General features: G+C 48.6%; 14 protein-coding genes. 10 read left to right on the forward strand and 4 right to left on the reverse strand.

Annotated features, from left to right (window positions below):
* Positions 1-490: 490 nt before the first annotated feature.
* The gene (surE, locus tag Z042_RS23990; RefSeq protein ID WP_024912135.1) at positions 491-1,390 is read right to left on the reverse strand and encodes a 5'/3'-nucleotidase SurE; all 900 of its coding nucleotides are present in this window, start codon (positions 1,388-1,390) and stop codon (positions 491-493) included.
* Positions 1,391-1,982: 592 nt separating this feature from the next.
* Here surE and Z042_RS23995 point away from each other — a divergent pair.
* The 7 genes from Z042_RS23995 to Z042_RS24025 all read left to right on the forward strand — a co-directional run bounded on the left by Z042_RS23995 (position 1,983) and on the right by Z042_RS24025 (position 9,788).
* Positions 1,983-3,500 (forward strand): glycoside hydrolase family 28 protein, encoded by a 1,518-nt coding sequence (locus Z042_RS23995; protein WP_162149744.1) that lies wholly within the window; start codon positions 1,983-1,985, stop codon positions 3,498-3,500.
* 287 nt (positions 3,501-3,787) lie between these two features.
* Positions 3,788-4,306 (forward strand): carboxymuconolactone decarboxylase family protein, encoded by a 519-nt coding sequence (locus Z042_RS24000; RefSeq protein WP_024912137.1) that lies wholly within the window; start codon positions 3,788-3,790, stop codon positions 4,304-4,306.
* Between the two features lie 74 nt (positions 4,307-4,380).
* Positions 4,381-5,187 (forward strand): mycofactocin-coupled SDR family oxidoreductase, encoded by an 807-nt coding sequence (locus tag Z042_RS24005; protein WP_024912138.1) that lies wholly within the window; start codon positions 4,381-4,383, stop codon positions 5,185-5,187.
* A 6-nt stretch (positions 5,188-5,193) separates the two neighbouring features.
* Complete coding sequence (locus tag Z042_RS24010; protein WP_024912139.1) at positions 5,194-5,979, forward strand: transporter substrate-binding domain-containing protein; 786 nt, start codon at positions 5,194-5,196, stop codon at positions 5,977-5,979.
* A 59-nt stretch (positions 5,980-6,038) separates the two neighbouring features.
* Positions 6,039-6,740 carry an amino acid ABC transporter permease gene (locus Z042_RS24015; protein ID WP_024912140.1) on the forward strand — a complete coding sequence of 234 codons (702 nt, stop codon included), beginning with the start codon at positions 6,039-6,041 and terminating at the stop codon, positions 6,738-6,740.
* 1 nt (position 6,741) lies between these two features.
* Positions 6,742-7,491, forward strand: a complete 750-nt coding sequence (locus tag Z042_RS24020; protein ID WP_024912141.1) for an amino acid ABC transporter ATP-binding protein — start codon at positions 6,742-6,744, stop codon at positions 7,489-7,491.
* Between the two features lie 35 nt (positions 7,492-7,526).
* The gene (locus Z042_RS24025; protein ID WP_024912142.1) at positions 7,527-9,788 is read left to right on the forward strand and encodes a molybdopterin-dependent oxidoreductase; all 2,262 of its coding nucleotides are present in this window, start codon (positions 7,527-7,529) and stop codon (positions 9,786-9,788) included.
* Positions 9,789-10,066: 278 nt separating this feature from the next.
* Here Z042_RS24025 and Z042_RS24030 read toward each other — a convergent pair whose 3' ends face one another.
* From Z042_RS24030 to Z042_RS24040, 3 genes are all read right to left on the reverse strand, one after another.
* The gene (locus Z042_RS24030; RefSeq protein WP_024912143.1) at positions 10,067-10,780 is read right to left on the reverse strand and encodes a DUF4405 domain-containing protein; all 714 of its coding nucleotides are present in this window, start codon (positions 10,778-10,780) and stop codon (positions 10,067-10,069) included.
* A 14-nt stretch (positions 10,781-10,794) separates the two neighbouring features.
* A complete protein-coding gene (locus Z042_RS24035; protein ID WP_024912144.1) occupies positions 10,795-11,460 on the reverse strand; it encodes a flavodoxin in 666 nt (221 codons plus the stop codon).
* Positions 11,461-11,629: 169 nt separating this feature from the next.
* The gene (locus tag Z042_RS24040) at positions 11,630-12,685 is read right to left on the reverse strand and encodes an alpha/beta hydrolase (protein ID WP_024912145.1); all 1,056 of its coding nucleotides are present in this window, start codon (positions 12,683-12,685) and stop codon (positions 11,630-11,632) included.
* A 243-nt stretch (positions 12,686-12,928) separates the two neighbouring features.
* Between Z042_RS24040 and Z042_RS24045 the strand changes: the two genes are divergently transcribed.
* The 3 genes from Z042_RS24045 to Z042_RS24055 all read left to right on the forward strand — a co-directional run bounded on the left by Z042_RS24045 (position 12,929) and on the right by Z042_RS24055 (position 15,734).
* Complete coding sequence (locus Z042_RS24045; protein ID WP_024912146.1) at positions 12,929-13,621, forward strand: heavy metal response regulator transcription factor; 693 nt, start codon at positions 12,929-12,931, stop codon at positions 13,619-13,621.
* Positions 13,622-13,632: 11 nt separating this feature from the next.
* A complete protein-coding gene (locus Z042_RS24050; RefSeq protein ID WP_024912147.1) occupies positions 13,633-15,081 on the forward strand; it encodes a heavy metal sensor histidine kinase in 1,449 nt (482 codons plus the stop codon).
* A gap of 239 nt (positions 15,082-15,320) precedes the next feature.
* Positions 15,321-15,734 carry a carboxymuconolactone decarboxylase family protein gene (locus tag Z042_RS24055; RefSeq protein ID WP_024912148.1) on the forward strand — a complete coding sequence of 138 codons (414 nt, stop codon included), beginning with the start codon at positions 15,321-15,323 and terminating at the stop codon, positions 15,732-15,734.
* Positions 15,735-15,749 lie beyond the last annotated feature (15 nt).

Raw genomic sequence — 15,749 nt, forward strand, 5'->3', positions numbered from 1 at the left:
TCCACACTCGCTATTAATCAAAGAAGCTGATGTTTTTCTCCAAGATTAAAATAAATATTATTCTCTATTGTAAAAACAACTCATAAAACGAGAACAATAAAAATGATACAGATCAATTTTAGTGCCAAGGCTCTTTGCGGCGTTCAAACTAAAGTTGGTTAAATAGTATTTCCGTAATCTATAACACCCTAGATTATCATCAACATTTATAATAATAACCGCAGGTAATGAACCTTATCCAAATCAATTTAATAAAATAGTTAAATTTTAGAGAAAAACACATTGTCAATTTGGGGAAATAATACTATTAATTAAAAGTATTAATGATTTCCCTGGTGTTGGCCTTTGGCACCCTTACTCAATGAAACGGTATTGAGTAAGGGATTTTTTTGCTATCAAACACCAGCTTATGCTCTCTGCTCATGCTGCCGGGCGTTCAAAAGCGAGAACCATGGCTTGAGGACTTCTCAGGTTCAGCATAGCCGATAAGCTATTGAGCCATTTTAAGCAGGCGCGGATCATTCAGGCGTTGCTTATAAGCGCTTTCAAACTGTTCAGCATTCCAGCTGGCATCAATAATCGTATAGGTGATATAGCGCTGATGCAGCCAGCCAGTATCCGTATCACGCGTATCAACCTTCAATACCTCGGGATTCAGAACTTGAATGGTTTTATTATCCGGCAACATTTTATAGCTGTGTTGAGGGTAAGGGAAATTCTCATTAATAATGTATTTGACGCCCTTGATTTCATTTTTGGGGTAAGCAGGATAGTTAATACTCAGCCCAGTTCCCTTAGGCAAAATTTCCTGGCCCGGCTGCCAATTTTTTGCCAGAACATCGACCATATCAACCACATAGTCGACAGAATCCGGCCAGTATTTCTTGGTGCTTGGGAAGCCTTTAAACTTTGCCAGTTCGTCAGTATTCCAACCGATACTGGCGGCAATCGCTGGATAACCGTAGCGTACAGCACGAGCTGCGGCACCAACAGTGCCTGAGTTCACCTGAGCCACGCCGGTATTAGGGCCATCGTTGACGCCAGAAATCACCAGATCCGGTGGGTTATCACGCATAAATCCCAGTAAGCCGAAGTCTAGAGAATCTGCTGGCGTACCAGGGAAGCAATAGTGTTTATCCCCCAGTTTTTTATATTCGAACGGCTCTTTTTTCATAGTAATGGCTGAACCAATACCGCTTTGGTTGTTTGAAGGTGCAGAAATCCAGACGTCATAGCCCTTCTTCTCCAGTTTTTCACGTAGCGATACGGTGCCATAAGCTTCACAACCGTCATCGTTCACGATCAGAATACGCATCGGGCGTTCAGCAGCAAAGGTAGAAGTGGCCGTCATAGCCAGCAGTAACGCACTAAGAGTCAATATTTTTTTCATACTTATTTCCTGATGGTGGGGTAATTTTTTAGTCCTTCTTCGCTAAAGCCACAGGTTTATCACCCAAATCACTCCGTTAAATACTCGCTTTGGGCTCATTAGGTTGCTGCCTGACTGCGCTCCAACGCTTCTGGATATATTTTTATCTGTTACCGCCTGAGCACTTTTGCCAGGGCAAAAAAAAACCTAAACAATACCTTTAACAGAGTTCTCTGTTTAAGGGACTATTTAGGTTTTGCCTGTGAACAGTAACAATCCTATTTCAACTACCTAATTAAAGTAACATCAGAGTCGTTTATTTCCGTGATCAACATAGCATAATCAGAGAGCGGTTATTTCACTCTGCCGATGATGATGCCTGTAATCTCAGGCCCAGTCATGAATAGGAAAATTCTTTTTTGAAAATGCTGTAGAGAAACTTCATATTAGACCAGAAATATCTTAGTGCTGTAGCACTACGTCCTGAGGTACTGAAGAACGATCAAACTGCCGATGAATGCTCTGTATAACCAGACAACGCACCAAGCCCACCCTTCTGTTTTTCCTGTTTAATCGAATCGATCACATTTTTCAAAACAATGTTTTAAATTTTATGGATCAAAGCTCCAGTATTGAAATGGCAATATTTATTGCCTCTCATTTTCTGATTAAGTTATGGGCGATAATACACAAAAAAGAGGTTAACATTATGGAATTCAAGGGCAGACTGACATTACTCAGCGTATTCACTTCAGCTCTCTTTACATCATCAGTGATGGCTGACACCACCTTTAAACCTGTCACTATTGAATCACTTAACATCCCGGAACGCACGTGCAACATCAGGGATTACGGAGCGGAAGCAACCGGGATCTGGTATGACACCAAGGCATTTCAATCAGCGATAGATGATTGCGCAGGGAAAGGTGGCGGAACCGTTCTTGTTCCTGCGGGTTTTTATTTGTCTGAACCGCTTTACTTGAAAAACAATATTAATCTTCATCTTGAAAAAGGCGCCATCCTACAAGCCGCGGCTGAAAAAGCCGCCTATACCCCTTCAGAAGCCACGAAGAAGTGGGCTGGTGTGCCGAAGCTATGGCCAAACGCAGAGAACTGGCTGGCGTTCCTGAACATTGCAGAAGGCAATAACATCGCAATTACCGGGGAAGGCACCATTGATGGGCAAGGTTCTGCGTTACTTGAAGACTTTCGTGCCAATGCCAGAAAAACAGGTTCAAAAGGGCCAACCAATCGGCCTCGGATGGTTTTTATCAAAGACTCGAATCATATCCTGATAGAAAATATAACCTTACAAAATTCACCCAGTTTTCATGTCGTCTTCTTCAACACGGAAAACATTACAATAAACAAAACCAAAATCTTCGCGCCTGAGTGGTGGGAAAATACCGATGCCATTGATCCAATGCACAGCAGGTATGTGACGATCACTGAAAACACCATCAGCTGCGGCGATGACCATATTGCCATTAAATCTGTCTTTAACGATGACAATACCCATGACTATTACATCGCAAGAAATAAGTTTCTTGAAGGCCGCGGGTTGTCTATTGGTTCAGAGGCATCGGGGGGAATACGCAATATCCTCGCAGAAGACAATACGTTCGAAAATGCCATGTACGGAATTCGCATTAAATCACCAAGAGGGAAAGGTGGATTGGTTTCGAACGTCGTCTATAAAAATACCAGAATGGCCAATGTTGAAACACCGGTGGTACTTGCCGGTTACTATAAAGGGGGGCCGGTCACTGCCGAAGGCAGAACAGAAGCGCTTCAGAAAGGCGAATTTGCCGGTGGATTTATGTTAGGCAATCAAATCTATCCTGCTCAGACGGACAAAGCCCAACCATTCAATAAACATACCACCCCTCACTTTGATAACATCCAATTTATTAACCTTGAGTCAGATGGCAACTCGAAGAGTGCCGGGTTTATTATCGGCACGCCAGAAAAACCATTCACCAATATCTTGTTTGACAACGTCAGAATTAACGCACGGGAAGGGCTAAGAGTGCGGAACGCCAACCTTAGACTGAAAAACACCACAATTACTAGCCAAGATGGGAAGGCCATCATCGAAGAAGCGGGGGCAGTTATCAGCACAGACCAATAAGCCAGGTATTTCGAAGCGATAAAAAGCACTCCCGCAAGAGAGTGCTTTTAGCATACAGAGTTACCCTTCGCAGAAAACACCTTCACTAATAAGATTTGGAAATCCCCCCTCCCCTCAACTCTGCGGACACTCGCAGTTTATAGATTATATATCAGCCGCAGATAACGTTAGCAAATTATGTTATTTGCAAGATCTTACTTTTTAGATGTATAAACGAGACGATAAAATTCGCCATTTTAAGCGAATCACTCTTAATATAATTTTATTTATGCCTACAAGGAGGTCGTTTGAGTATTGTCTCAATTCCAGCATTTAATCAGCTCCCATCAGAAGCGCAATTACGTTATCAACACCAGGTTGAAAAACATGGCCGGATAACCAATATGAAGCGCACGTTATTACACTCACCTACCGCCTTTGATGCTTTGATGTCTTGGTATCCGTTGTTTGATGACTTAAAAGCATTAATCGGCGAGCGGTCTGCACTCTTCTATGCCTATGCCATTTCCACACAGAATGACTGCCTGATTTGTAGTACATTTTTCGTTAAAATACTTAAAGATAAAAATATTTCTTTTGCAGAGTTTGCCTTCAGCGCGCAAGAGAAATTATTGATCGACTATGGGCGAGCAATCGTCCGCAATCCCCACCAAATTGACGATGCTATATTCAGCACGTTGCAAAAGCAATTTGATGAATCAGGCATTGTTTTGCTGACTGCTTTTGCTGGGCTAATGATAGCCACCAATTTAATCAATACGGTGTTAAATGTGCCTTTGGATGAGTATTTGTTTGAATATACCTAATATCCAAGCAGCATAACGTGACACACCGGTTATAAAAATTAAAAGATCATAACTTTCGTTAGGGAATTATTATTATGACTGCACTGTTTATCAATAAAACGGTATTTATTACCGGGGCCGCTAAAGGGCAAGGAAAAGCCGTGGCCATTGCTTTCGCCAAACAAGGGGCCAATATTATTGCTTTCGATCTCGGCAAAAAGATAGCCTACCCACAATATAACGAGGCTTCCGTCGACGATCTGGCACGCTTACAACAAGAAGTTGAACAGGCAGGAGGCAACATACTGACTTTTGCCGGAGATGTGCGTAATGCTCAGGAGGTGAGCGCTGCCGTGGAACAGGGCGTGGCTCGTTTCGGCACCATCGATATCCTGTTTAATAACGCTGGCATCTGCGCTTATGGGTTATCCCATGAACTGACGGAAGAAGCTTGGGACACCATGCTGGATATCAATCTAAAAGGCGCCTGGCTGGTATCAAAGTACGTGATCCCGCATTTCATTCGTCAAAAAAGTGGCGTCATTATCACCAATTCATCGATTGGCGGCCTGCGCGGCATGAATCGGCTCTCGCATTATGCCGCTTCTAAATTTGCACTGATCGGCCTGACCAAATCCCAGGCCATCGAACTGGCACCTTACAATATTCGTGCAATCAGTATTCATCCAACAGGCGTCAATACCGCCATGAACGACGGATTAGCCGCCATGGAAGGGGCTACCCCGCAAGAGATCGCCGAACGTTCAGCAGGCAACCTGTTATCTGTTCCCTGGATTGAACCGGAAGATGTCGCAGATTCGGTTTTGTTCCTCGCCAGCGATAAAGCCCGCTTTATTACCGGCAGCCAATTTGTGCTGGATGCCGGTCTTCTCACCAGATAAAGGCTCATGATGAAACACATAATAAAAAAACAGCTGTTTCTGTCGGCGCTGCTGTTGGCATCGTTGCTCAGCGGCAATGCGCTAGCCAACGTGATCAAAGTTGGCACTATGGGAACCTATGAGCCCTTCAGTTACCAGAATAAGCAAGGGCAACTGACGGGGTACGACGTAGATGTGCTACGTGAAGTGGCCAAACGTGATCCCAGCCTGCAATTCGAGTTTATTGCCTCACCGTGGGATACGCTGTTTCCCGGGCTGGATGCTGACCGTTTTCAAATATTGGCTCAACAGCTCACTTCTAACCCGGATCGCGTGAAGCGTTATGCGCTGACGGATAACCGCTATTTCACCTGCGTTTCACAGATTATCGTGCAGGCCGGCCGCACCGACATTCATTCGCTGCAAGATTTACAGGGCAAGAAGATCGGGCTGACGGTGGGCGATTCCTTTACCCGTCTGGTGGAAGATTGGAACCAGCAGCACGGCAACATCCTGAATATCGTTTATTACGAACAGGACATCTCAACCATTCTGCAAGACATTGCCAGCGGGCGCATTGATGCCACCGTTAATGATCCCATCATGGCACAAAGTAAAGCGGCCAAGCAGGGCTTGAATATCAGCGCGGTCGGTGAGCGCCTGGCGGCCGATCCAACGTTCTTTATTGTGAAAAAAGATCCCGCAGGGCTGGCGCTGAAACAGCGGGTTGACGCCGCATTACAATCACTGCGTGAGGACGGTACGCTTTCACGTCTTTCTGTCGAACATTTCGGCGTGGATTATACACAATAGCGCTGGCTCACGGAGCAGGCTGGGTGCTTCATCTGTCGGGTACATGGAAGAATGATGTGATGGTTCAGCTATTTGATGTTCAGTACATGATCGATTCAATTCCCACCATTGCCAAGGGTATTCCTGTTTCCTTGTCGATTACGCTGGTTGCCTTTATTTTTGGTGCCCTCATCGGGCTGGCTGTGGCGCTGTTACGCATCTACCGGGTCGCCGGGATCACGCAATTGGCGATCCTGTACGTTTCTTTTATGCGCGGAACCCCACTGGTGGTCCAGATTTTTCTGGCCTATTACGGTATTCCACTGCTGCTGCGAGTGCTGGCGATCCACAGCAATATCAGCCAAATTCCTGCCATTTATTTTGTTTATGTGGCCTTTTCTCTCAATGTAGGGGCCTATCTCTCTGAAACTCTCCGTTCGGCGATCCTGTCCGTCGCTCCAGGGCAGTTCGAAGCCGCTTATTCGATTGGTATGACCACCCCGCAGGCCCTGGGCAAAATTGTGCTGCCGCAGGCATTAACCATGGCACTGCCCAACATTGGTAACCAATTCATTATGTTACTCAAAGATACTTCACTGGCGTTCATCGCCGCCGTCCCAGAAATCATGGGGGAAGCGAAGATTATTGCCGGGCGAACATCCCAATTCTTTGAAGTGTACGTGGTTGCCGCACTGATTTATTGGGCGATCTGTTTACTCTGCGAGCTGTTTCTGAGCCTGATAGAGCACCGCGCCAGAAAACATACTGCCAAAGGAAGCTAGCATGATTGAAGTGAGCAGGCTGGAAAAGCGTTATGCAGGGAATCATGTCCTGAAGGGGATAGATTTCCATGTGCGGCAGTCAGAAACTGTTGCTATTATTGGGCCTTCAGGCTCGGGCAAATCGACCTTGATCCGCTGCCTGAACCTGCTGGAGCAACCTTCTGCGGGCAGTATTCGTATTGAGCATCAGCAGGTCCACGCTGGTGCCATCAGTAAGAAAACCATTCACGCATTACGCCAGCATACCGGTATGGTGTTCCAAGCGTTTAATCTGTTCCCACACCTGACCACGCTGGAAAATGTCACCCAAGGCTTGATAACGGTTCAGCGTAAATCACGCACTCAGGCCCAGGAAGAAGGAATGCACTTTCTCACCAAGGTAGGTATGGCGGCAAAAGCACAAAGTTATCCCGCCCAGCTCTCTGGGGGGCAACAACAACGGGTGGCGATCGCCCGCACCCTCGCTATGCAACCCAAAGTGCTCCTGATGGATGAACCCACCTCGGCACTGGACCCGGAATTGGTGCAAGAGGTGTTACAGGTGATCCGTGCTATTGCCCAAGAAGCCATCACCACGGTGATTGTTACTCATGAACTGCGTTTTGCTCAGGAAGTGGCCGATCGGGTCATGTTTATCGACGGCGGGAAAATCATTGAATTTGCCCCACCCGCAGAGATATTCCAGCGCCCGAAACAGCCGCGTACCGCGCTGTTTCTGAGCAAATATTTAGAGGCGGAATACGCCATTTGAACCGCCACAACACCTATCAAAAACCTTGAGATGCCATGTCAATAATACGCTATCCACAACTGGCCCATTGGGGAGCCTATCACGCCATGGTTGAAAATGGCCGCCTCATCCGCTGCGAACCTTTTGCCACAGATGCCGATCCTTCTCCATTGCTCAATTCTATTGTGCCAATGGTTTACTCTGACAAACGTATTCGCAAACCCGCAGTGCGGCGCTCCTGGCTCCAGAAACGTGAAAAAAGTGAGGGTTCCCTGCGGGGCAAAGAGCCGTTTGTTGAGGTTGATTGGGATGTCGCACTGGATTTGATCGCCAACGAAAACCAGCGGGTACGCGACCGTTACGGCGCTTCAGGGATTTTCACCGGCTCCTACGGTTGGTCCTCTGCCGGGCGGTTGCATCATGCCCGCTCTCTGGTACGGCGTTTCTATTTTGCAGGCGGTGGCGGAGTTGATCAGCAAGGTAACTATAGCTGGGGAGCGGCTCAATTCTTCCTGCCTTACATTATTGGCACCTACAGCCCATTGACCGGGCGCGTCACCACTTGGCCCAGTGTCGTAGAACATTGCCAATTGTTCGTCGCGTTTGGTGGCCTGGCCTTAAAGAATGCCCAGGTGTCTTCTGGCGGAGCCGTGGAGCACACCCTCAAGCCCTGGTTGGAAAAGTTGGCGCACAAAGGCACACCTGTCATCAACATCAGCCCAATGCGTGATGACTGCCCGGCCTTTGTCAATGCCGAATGGATTCCGATCCGGCCAAATACCGATGTCGCCCTGATGCTGGCGCTCGCCTATGAGATCCAGCGCTGCGGAGCGCAAGATCGGGCGTTTCTGGCGAGTCACTGCGTGGGCTACCCTCAGTTGGCAAACTATCTTGACGGCAACAGCGACGGTATTGCCAAAACCCCAGAGTGGGCCAGCCATATCACGGGGATTCCTGCGGCACGCATTACCCGGCTGGCACAACAACTCATCGGGGTACGCAGTTTTCTCACCTGTGCCTACTCGGTACAGCGGGCCCACCGGGGAGAGCAACCCTATTGGATGCTGATCGCCCTGGCATCCATGCTCGGCCAGGTGGGGCTGCCAGGCGGCGGTTTTTCTTTCGGCCACGGTTCGATGAACAGCGTTGGCAACCCACGCGTTGATACACCGGGGCCAATGATGCCGATAGGTGATAATCCGGCGGGCTTATCGATCCCGGTGGCCCGCATCAGTGACATGCTGCTACACCCTGAAGAACCCTATTCATTCCAGGGGGAAACACGCCATTATCCCGATATTCATCTGATACATTGGGCGGGCGGCAACCCATTTCACCATCATCAACAACTTAATCGGTTGGTTCAGGGGTGGCAGAAACCGGATACCGTGGTGGTGCAGGATATTTGGTGGACGCCGGCGGCCAAAATGGCGGATATCGTGCTGCCGGTAACCAGCGCTCTCGAACGCAATGATATCGGTGGTTCATCGCGCGATCGCTACGTGCTGGCCATGCATCAAGCTATCGCTCCCCAGCACCAGGCTCGCAACGACTTTGATATTTTCGCTGAGTTGGCTGAAAGGCTCGGTTACCGGCAAACCTTCACCGAAGGGCGTGATGAACGTGCCTGGATTGAAGCAATCTATCAACGCTGTGGCGAAGCTCAGCAATCGGCAGGCATCCACTGGCCAGATTTCGATACCTTCTGGCAGCGTGGCTATGTCGAACTGCCTGCGCCGGAGAAAGAGTTTGTTTTCTTTGAGGAATTCCGGGCCGATCCGCAGGCTAATCCACTGAAGACACCCAGCGGCAAGATTGAATTGTTCAGCGAAACCATCGCCAGCTATGGCTACAAGGATTTTTCTGCCCACCCAGAATGGCTCCCTCCGGTTGAGTGGTTGGGGGCACCGCAAACGCAACGCTGGCCATTGCATTTAATCTCAATCCAACCAGACGATCGCCTGCATAGCCAGCTCGATCCCGCCCCTCAGGTACAAGCAAACAAGGTTGCTGGTAAAGAGAAGATCTACCTGCACCCTGAAGATGCCCAGCAACGCGGGATAACCGCTGGAGCCTTGGTGCGGGTAAGCAATGAACGGGGCGGTTGCCTGGCTGGCGCGGTGATAAATACGGGGCTCGTACGCGGCGTTGTGCTGATGGCTACCGGAGCCTGGTTCGACCCGGGCTTTGGGCCGCGCTGGCAGCAAACGGAACAATCAGGTAACCCTAACGTACTGACTCTGGATATCGGCACTTCTCCACTTACTCAGGGGCCAAATGCCATGAGTTGCCTGGTCGAGGTATCACTTGAGAATTAGGGCGTGTCCCGTAATTGTTTTTTTGTACAATTTAGTACCGTTAGAATCCACTTGCAGCGCTGATGTTTGTTTGAAAAACGCTCTACATTGAAGCTGTTTATACATTTTAAAAGAGATTTTCACCGTTTCCATAAACATGTGGAGAGATTAAGGGGCACAGCCTAAAGTGGGTTTTATTAACATGTGTATCTGTTCGATACCGCTCGGAAGCGTTGATGAACGGTGAAGGTTATTGCTCTGGAGATCCAGTCAACTTCAAAACTTGCTGCATTACCCACTCACACTTTTTCTGATGTTTTAATCTCGGTATTATTACCCTGTTCATTATTCGACAGGAATAACCACAGCAAAATCCGTGTCAGATAAACAAATAACATCGTAACAGCAAAGAAGTCCAGATAGAAAAGTGCCTTCGATTCTTCAAAGTCAAAAAATGCGAAATCAACCTGAATCAGCAGATAAGGCAACAGGTCACGCTGCATAAAAACATACAGCCCATAGGTCGCTATGCACAGAAAAATAGCGGGCATCAACCCTGCTGCCAGAAAAGAAAGCGGCGATATATGCCAGATTTTACAAAAAAAGTTAGCCAGCATTTTCCAGTGCAATCCCAAATGGACGGCAATGATAATGTGCCCCCAATGCACGCTGGTCATGTGGATCTTTCTGACCAGATCGGATGAACTATGAATGGGTAAATCGGGCAAAAGATGTTTTGAAAGCATCATCCCACTGATAATGGCAGACGAGAGTACCCATATCAGCAACAGATTAACGGTAACCTGCATGATGCGGAAAGCAGAATACTCGCCCTGAGCCAGTTTGCTGAACCAGTGAATATTCAAGCCATTATGGAGCAGGATAATCAATAAGAAAGCGATCCCCAACCACTCATGGATATCTTCATCCCACAGATGAAACCCCATCAGTGATAGCAGGATCATCATCATCACCATATCCTGCACAACCTGAAATTTATATTTTGCTTTCATTCACTGGCCTGCGATCAAGGCATGTTGGGTAACGTACTTAACCAGTTGATAATTTCTGCCGGCGTATCATCATCCGTCACATCATTTCTTGAAATAGCGAGGCCCTGGGTGATTAATCTTGCATTAGGTTGAAGACGTTTGATTTCGCGCAGCGAGTCAGAGAAACGGCTGCCACCGTGGGTAGTAAAAGGGATCAGCGTTTTTCCATTAAAATCATGCTGTTCAAAAAAGCTGCACATCACCATTGGCATCTTGTACCACCAGATGGGATAGCCAATAAATATCTGATCATAATCCTCAAGATTCTGTATTTTTTCTTTCAGTTCTGGCCGAACCCCCTCTTTTAATTCCTGTTCTGCATACCTCAGCAAGGGCTCATGCTGACGCGGGTAGGGTTTCACCGTTTCAATGCGGAATAAGTCACCGCCGGTTTCTTTCTGGATAATCTGCGCCACATATTGGGTACTGCCCAAGACAACATTGTTTTTTTGCAATATGCTCGCCCCCGATACACCATCAACCCCGTCTAGTTTTACCTCTTCGGGTTGAGAAAAATAGACAACAAGAGTCCGCCGGGCCGGGCTGTCTGCGGCCTCAACGACTGCGCTCAGACTACTGAGGGCAAAAGACAAAAATACAATCAGATAGTGAATCAGTGCAGTGAATCGTAGCTTATTCATAGCGTTCGCCAAGGGTTAAAGTGAGCTATCCGTCATTAACAATGTGCTTCATTGTTAAGCCATAAAACCTACCATGCTGATGCCACAGAAATAGCTGTGGCATCAGGCAGATAAATCTCTTTCCGCAAGTATTGGCACAGGTAAAAGAGGATTAAATATCATTGCGTTCTTATAGATTTTTCCCGTAGAACTGTTCCAGTTTACCCATGGCCTGATTCACATATTCCGGCTTCCAATAGGTTTCAATATGGGTTGCCCCCTCTATTAGAAACAATTCCTTATCTTTTGCATTGCTCGCGCTTTTAAAAGCCTTTTCACTCATATACAGAGAGTCCGCTTTGCTGCCTGCCAACATCAGCAACGGCTTATCAATTAAATCCATATTGCTTGCCGCGTCGAAACTCATTAAGTCGAGCAGGCTGCTGGCAGTGTATCTGAAGGTCGAGTTGGGGTGCGCGTGAGTCTTACCGTAGTATTCAAAGCCCTGCCGATAGAGATCAAATGGCAGTTTGGCAATTTGTTCGTCTGTCAGTTTGGCATCCCCGATGTAGGTCACTTCACCACCAGCGGCCTCTTTTGCCTGAGCCTCAGAAGCTTGTTTTAAACGTTCTTGTATCGTGGTGAGCTGTGAATCCTGATAACCGTTGCGCCTTACCAAACCAGAATCAAACATGCTCAACGTGGCAATGGCACTAAAACGTTTATCGGTTTGCCCCGCCTTCAAGGAGTAGCCTCCCCCGCCGCAAATCCCCAGCAGGCCTAAACGAACCGAGTCCACACCGGGATATTGGGTGATGAAATCGGCCATGCCGTGTACGTCTGCAATACGGTAAGCCGGTTTATCCACATTGCGGGGCAGGCCGCCGCTCGCCCCCTGATACGCCGCATCCGCCGTAATGGTGATATAACCTTGTTCTGCCAAGCGCTGGGCATACAAGCCAGCAACCTGCTCTTTCACGCCACCATTCGGGTGGGCCACCACCACCGCCGGGTATTTTTTAGCAGGGTCATAATTCGCCGGGGTATACACATTGGCCGCAATCTCCAGGCCATTTAACGTGTAAGTCACCGGATGTATATTGACTTTGCCTTTCACGTTTTCGCTAATCGCGCCGTCATAGGCCAACGTAAACGGATTTAATGTGTAATCGGCTGCCATCGCTCCCCCTGATAAAAGACTGATAACCGCCGCTAACCCTATGGCTTTGAAAGTATTGTGTTTCATTTAAGCACCCTCCAGCGATCCAAAATAAATAACGTATTATCCCGGCATGACCCTTGGTCTTTTGTAGAGAGTCTAAAGGGGGGATGCTGACATCAACATGACTGCCAGATAACATTTCCGTCAGTTAAAGAAATCTCTTCCTGACAAAAATGTCAGAAAAATGTCAGCTTGGTGTTGGTCACACACCGCTAGAATGGATGGAATTAAGGCGTTTATTGCCCTGACGGGAAAAGGGAAACGAACATGCGGCTACTTCTGATCGAAGATGAGGAAAAAACCTCTTCGTATATCAATCGCGCACTCAGTGAGCTGGGTTTCACCGTTGACGTAGCAACTAACGGGACGGACGGATTGTACCTGGCCCTTGAGTATGATTACGATACGATTGTGCTTGATGTCATGTTGCCCGGCATGGATGGCTACAGCGTGCTGGAAGGTCTACGCGCCAGTAAGCAAACCCCGGTGCTGATGTTATCCGCCCGTGGCTCGGTTGATGAACGCGTCAAAGGGCTGCGCCACGGTGCAGACGATTATCTGCCTAAACCTTTTTCGCTGATTGAACTGGTGGCCCGTATCCAGGCGTTGCTGAGGCGGCGCCCCAGCGATGGCGTCGATGTCACTCAATTGCACATTAACGATTTGCATCTCGATCTGCTGGCAAGGCGCGTTACGCGAGCCGGTGAACGCCTGGAACTCACGGCCAAAGAGTTCTCCCTGTTAAGCCTGTTAGCCAGGCATCAGGGCGAAATCCTTTCAAAAATGATGATTGCAGAACAGGTCTGGGACATGAATTTTGACAGCGATGCCAATGTCGTTGAGGTTGCGATAAAACGCCTGCGGGCGAAAATTGATGCGCCCTACCCGGTCAAACTGCTGCATACGGTGCGGGGTATGGGGTACGTTCTCGAAACCCGCCCCGACCGCCAGGCCAAATAGAGAGAGCCAGCATGATTAAACGTTCTATTTCTGGACGGTTGGCACTGATGTTTGCCTTAGCCGCCATACTGATAGTTTCCGCACTGGGTATTGTGCTACGAAGCTCTCTGCACGACTCATTGCGAAAGCAGATGCATAACGAATTGCAATTCAGGGAGTCACTGATGGCCCCCTGGCTGCTTTCCCGCACCACGCTGGACGGCTGGCAAACGCTGGCGACCAAATTCAGCGATTTGGCCGCGGCTGAGGGCGGCCGCGTACACTACTGGATACTCAGTGACGATCCCCGGCTTCAAGTCGGTGGCCCGCCCCCCAGTGGGGTGAGCTGGGCTTCACTGAACCAAGGGTTCAGCAAAGTTCCCGGGGCCACAGAAGCCTCCTGTTCCCTGTTTTTACTGATGTCGGAAATTCCTGCTCAGGGGGAGCGCCCTGCTCTGCGCTATGTGGTTGCCATCGACTCCACGCCGTATATGGGTACTCTGAATGAATTTACCCGCACGCTGATCGTCATTATCGCACTTGGCGTGTTATTAGTGGCCCAGTTGGGGTTCGTAATCGCCAGAATAGGCATGCGCCCTGTCAACAAACTCAGCGATCAGGCCCATCATCTTGCCCCAGGAAATCACGGGCAGCGCCTGGATACCTCAACGCTGCCGGATGAACTGCAAAAGCTGGCCATTGCATTTAATGGCGTCCTTGAACGGCAGGAAATCGCCTGGCGACAGCTTGAAAGTTTTAATGCCGATGTAGCACATGAGCTGAGAACCCCGCTGACCAATCTGATGGGGCAAACGCAGCTCGGCCTGTCGCGCAAACGCGAAACGCATGAGCTTGAAGATTTACTGGGGTCCAATCTGGAAGAATTAGAGAGAATGACCTCTATCGTCAACGACATGCTGTTTCTCTCCCATGCCCAGGCTGGGGAACATGCCACCCAGTTGACCGACGTGTCTCTTCGTGAAGAAACCTACAAGACCACGGAATATGTCGAGCCTTCATTAGCCGAAAAAAACCTGTCTATTCATGTTGCAGGGGATCTCACTGCACGCATTGATCGGCGGCTTTTCCACCGTTCGTTGGCTAATCTACTGGAAAACAGTGCTCGCCATGCTGTTCCCGGCACGACCGTGACGGTGACAATCAGCAGAGAAAATAATCTGGCTTCCATCGCAGTCACCAACATCGGCGAGCCTATCGCGGCGGAGCATCTGCAACGTTTGTTTGAGCGTTTCTATCGTGCTGATTCTTCCCGCGCGCGCAGTGATACTCACCATGGGCTCGGGCTTTCCATCGTCAGGGCGGTGGCAATCATGCACCATGGCGATGTGTTTGCCAGCAGCCAGAATGGAATGAATACCTTTGGTTTAACTCTTGCCATAGGCAGCGGCTCTGTCGATAGTGCCAAAGAGGTCGGCCGCGCGGCTGAAATGGGTATACCAGAACAAGGCTATGTCCCTTAATAACACGTGAGTGCCGCCGATGGTCAATGAAGGGGTACTGCATAACATCAAGCGTGCTTAATATTATTGAAGGCATAACAAAAATTGCATTTCCTTTAATAAGAGTAAATTCAACGGCAATTCTGACAAACATGTCAGTCAACGGTCAGCCTGATGACATGAAGCATTCGGTAGACTTAATTGATCCTGACTGGCACGTCATTCCTCCTTTTCAATATTGCCGCTAACAAAGGAAATGAATCATGAAAAAAATACTTCAGCATTGTCTGTTTTGTACTTCCATCCTCTTTGCCGGTTCAATGGGTTCTTTCACCCACGCGCAAAATGTGGCGGAAAAAAAACCGTCACGCGCGCAACAACTTATGGGGGATGTCGCCCCCAAAATGGCGCAACTGACCGACGATGTCCTGCTTGGCGATGTCTGGGAGCGGCCACAGCTTTCAAAACGCGATCGGAGCCTGGTGACGGTCAGCGCTCTGGTGGCAATGGAGCGCCCTGAACAGTTGCGTTCCCATCTGCGCCTGGCTCGCCAGAACGGGGTCACAGAGGAAGAGTTGGTCGAAACTATCACCCAACTCGCCTTCTATTCAGGATGGCCAACGGCAATAACGGCAATCTCTATTGCAAGAGAGGTATTTAAAGAGGGGAAATAGTTTTTACCTTCAATG

The sequence above is a fragment of the Chania multitudinisentens RB-25 genome (assembly GCF_000520015.2).
Taxonomy (GTDB): Bacteria; Pseudomonadota; Gammaproteobacteria; order Enterobacterales; family Enterobacteriaceae; genus Chania; species Chania multitudinisentens.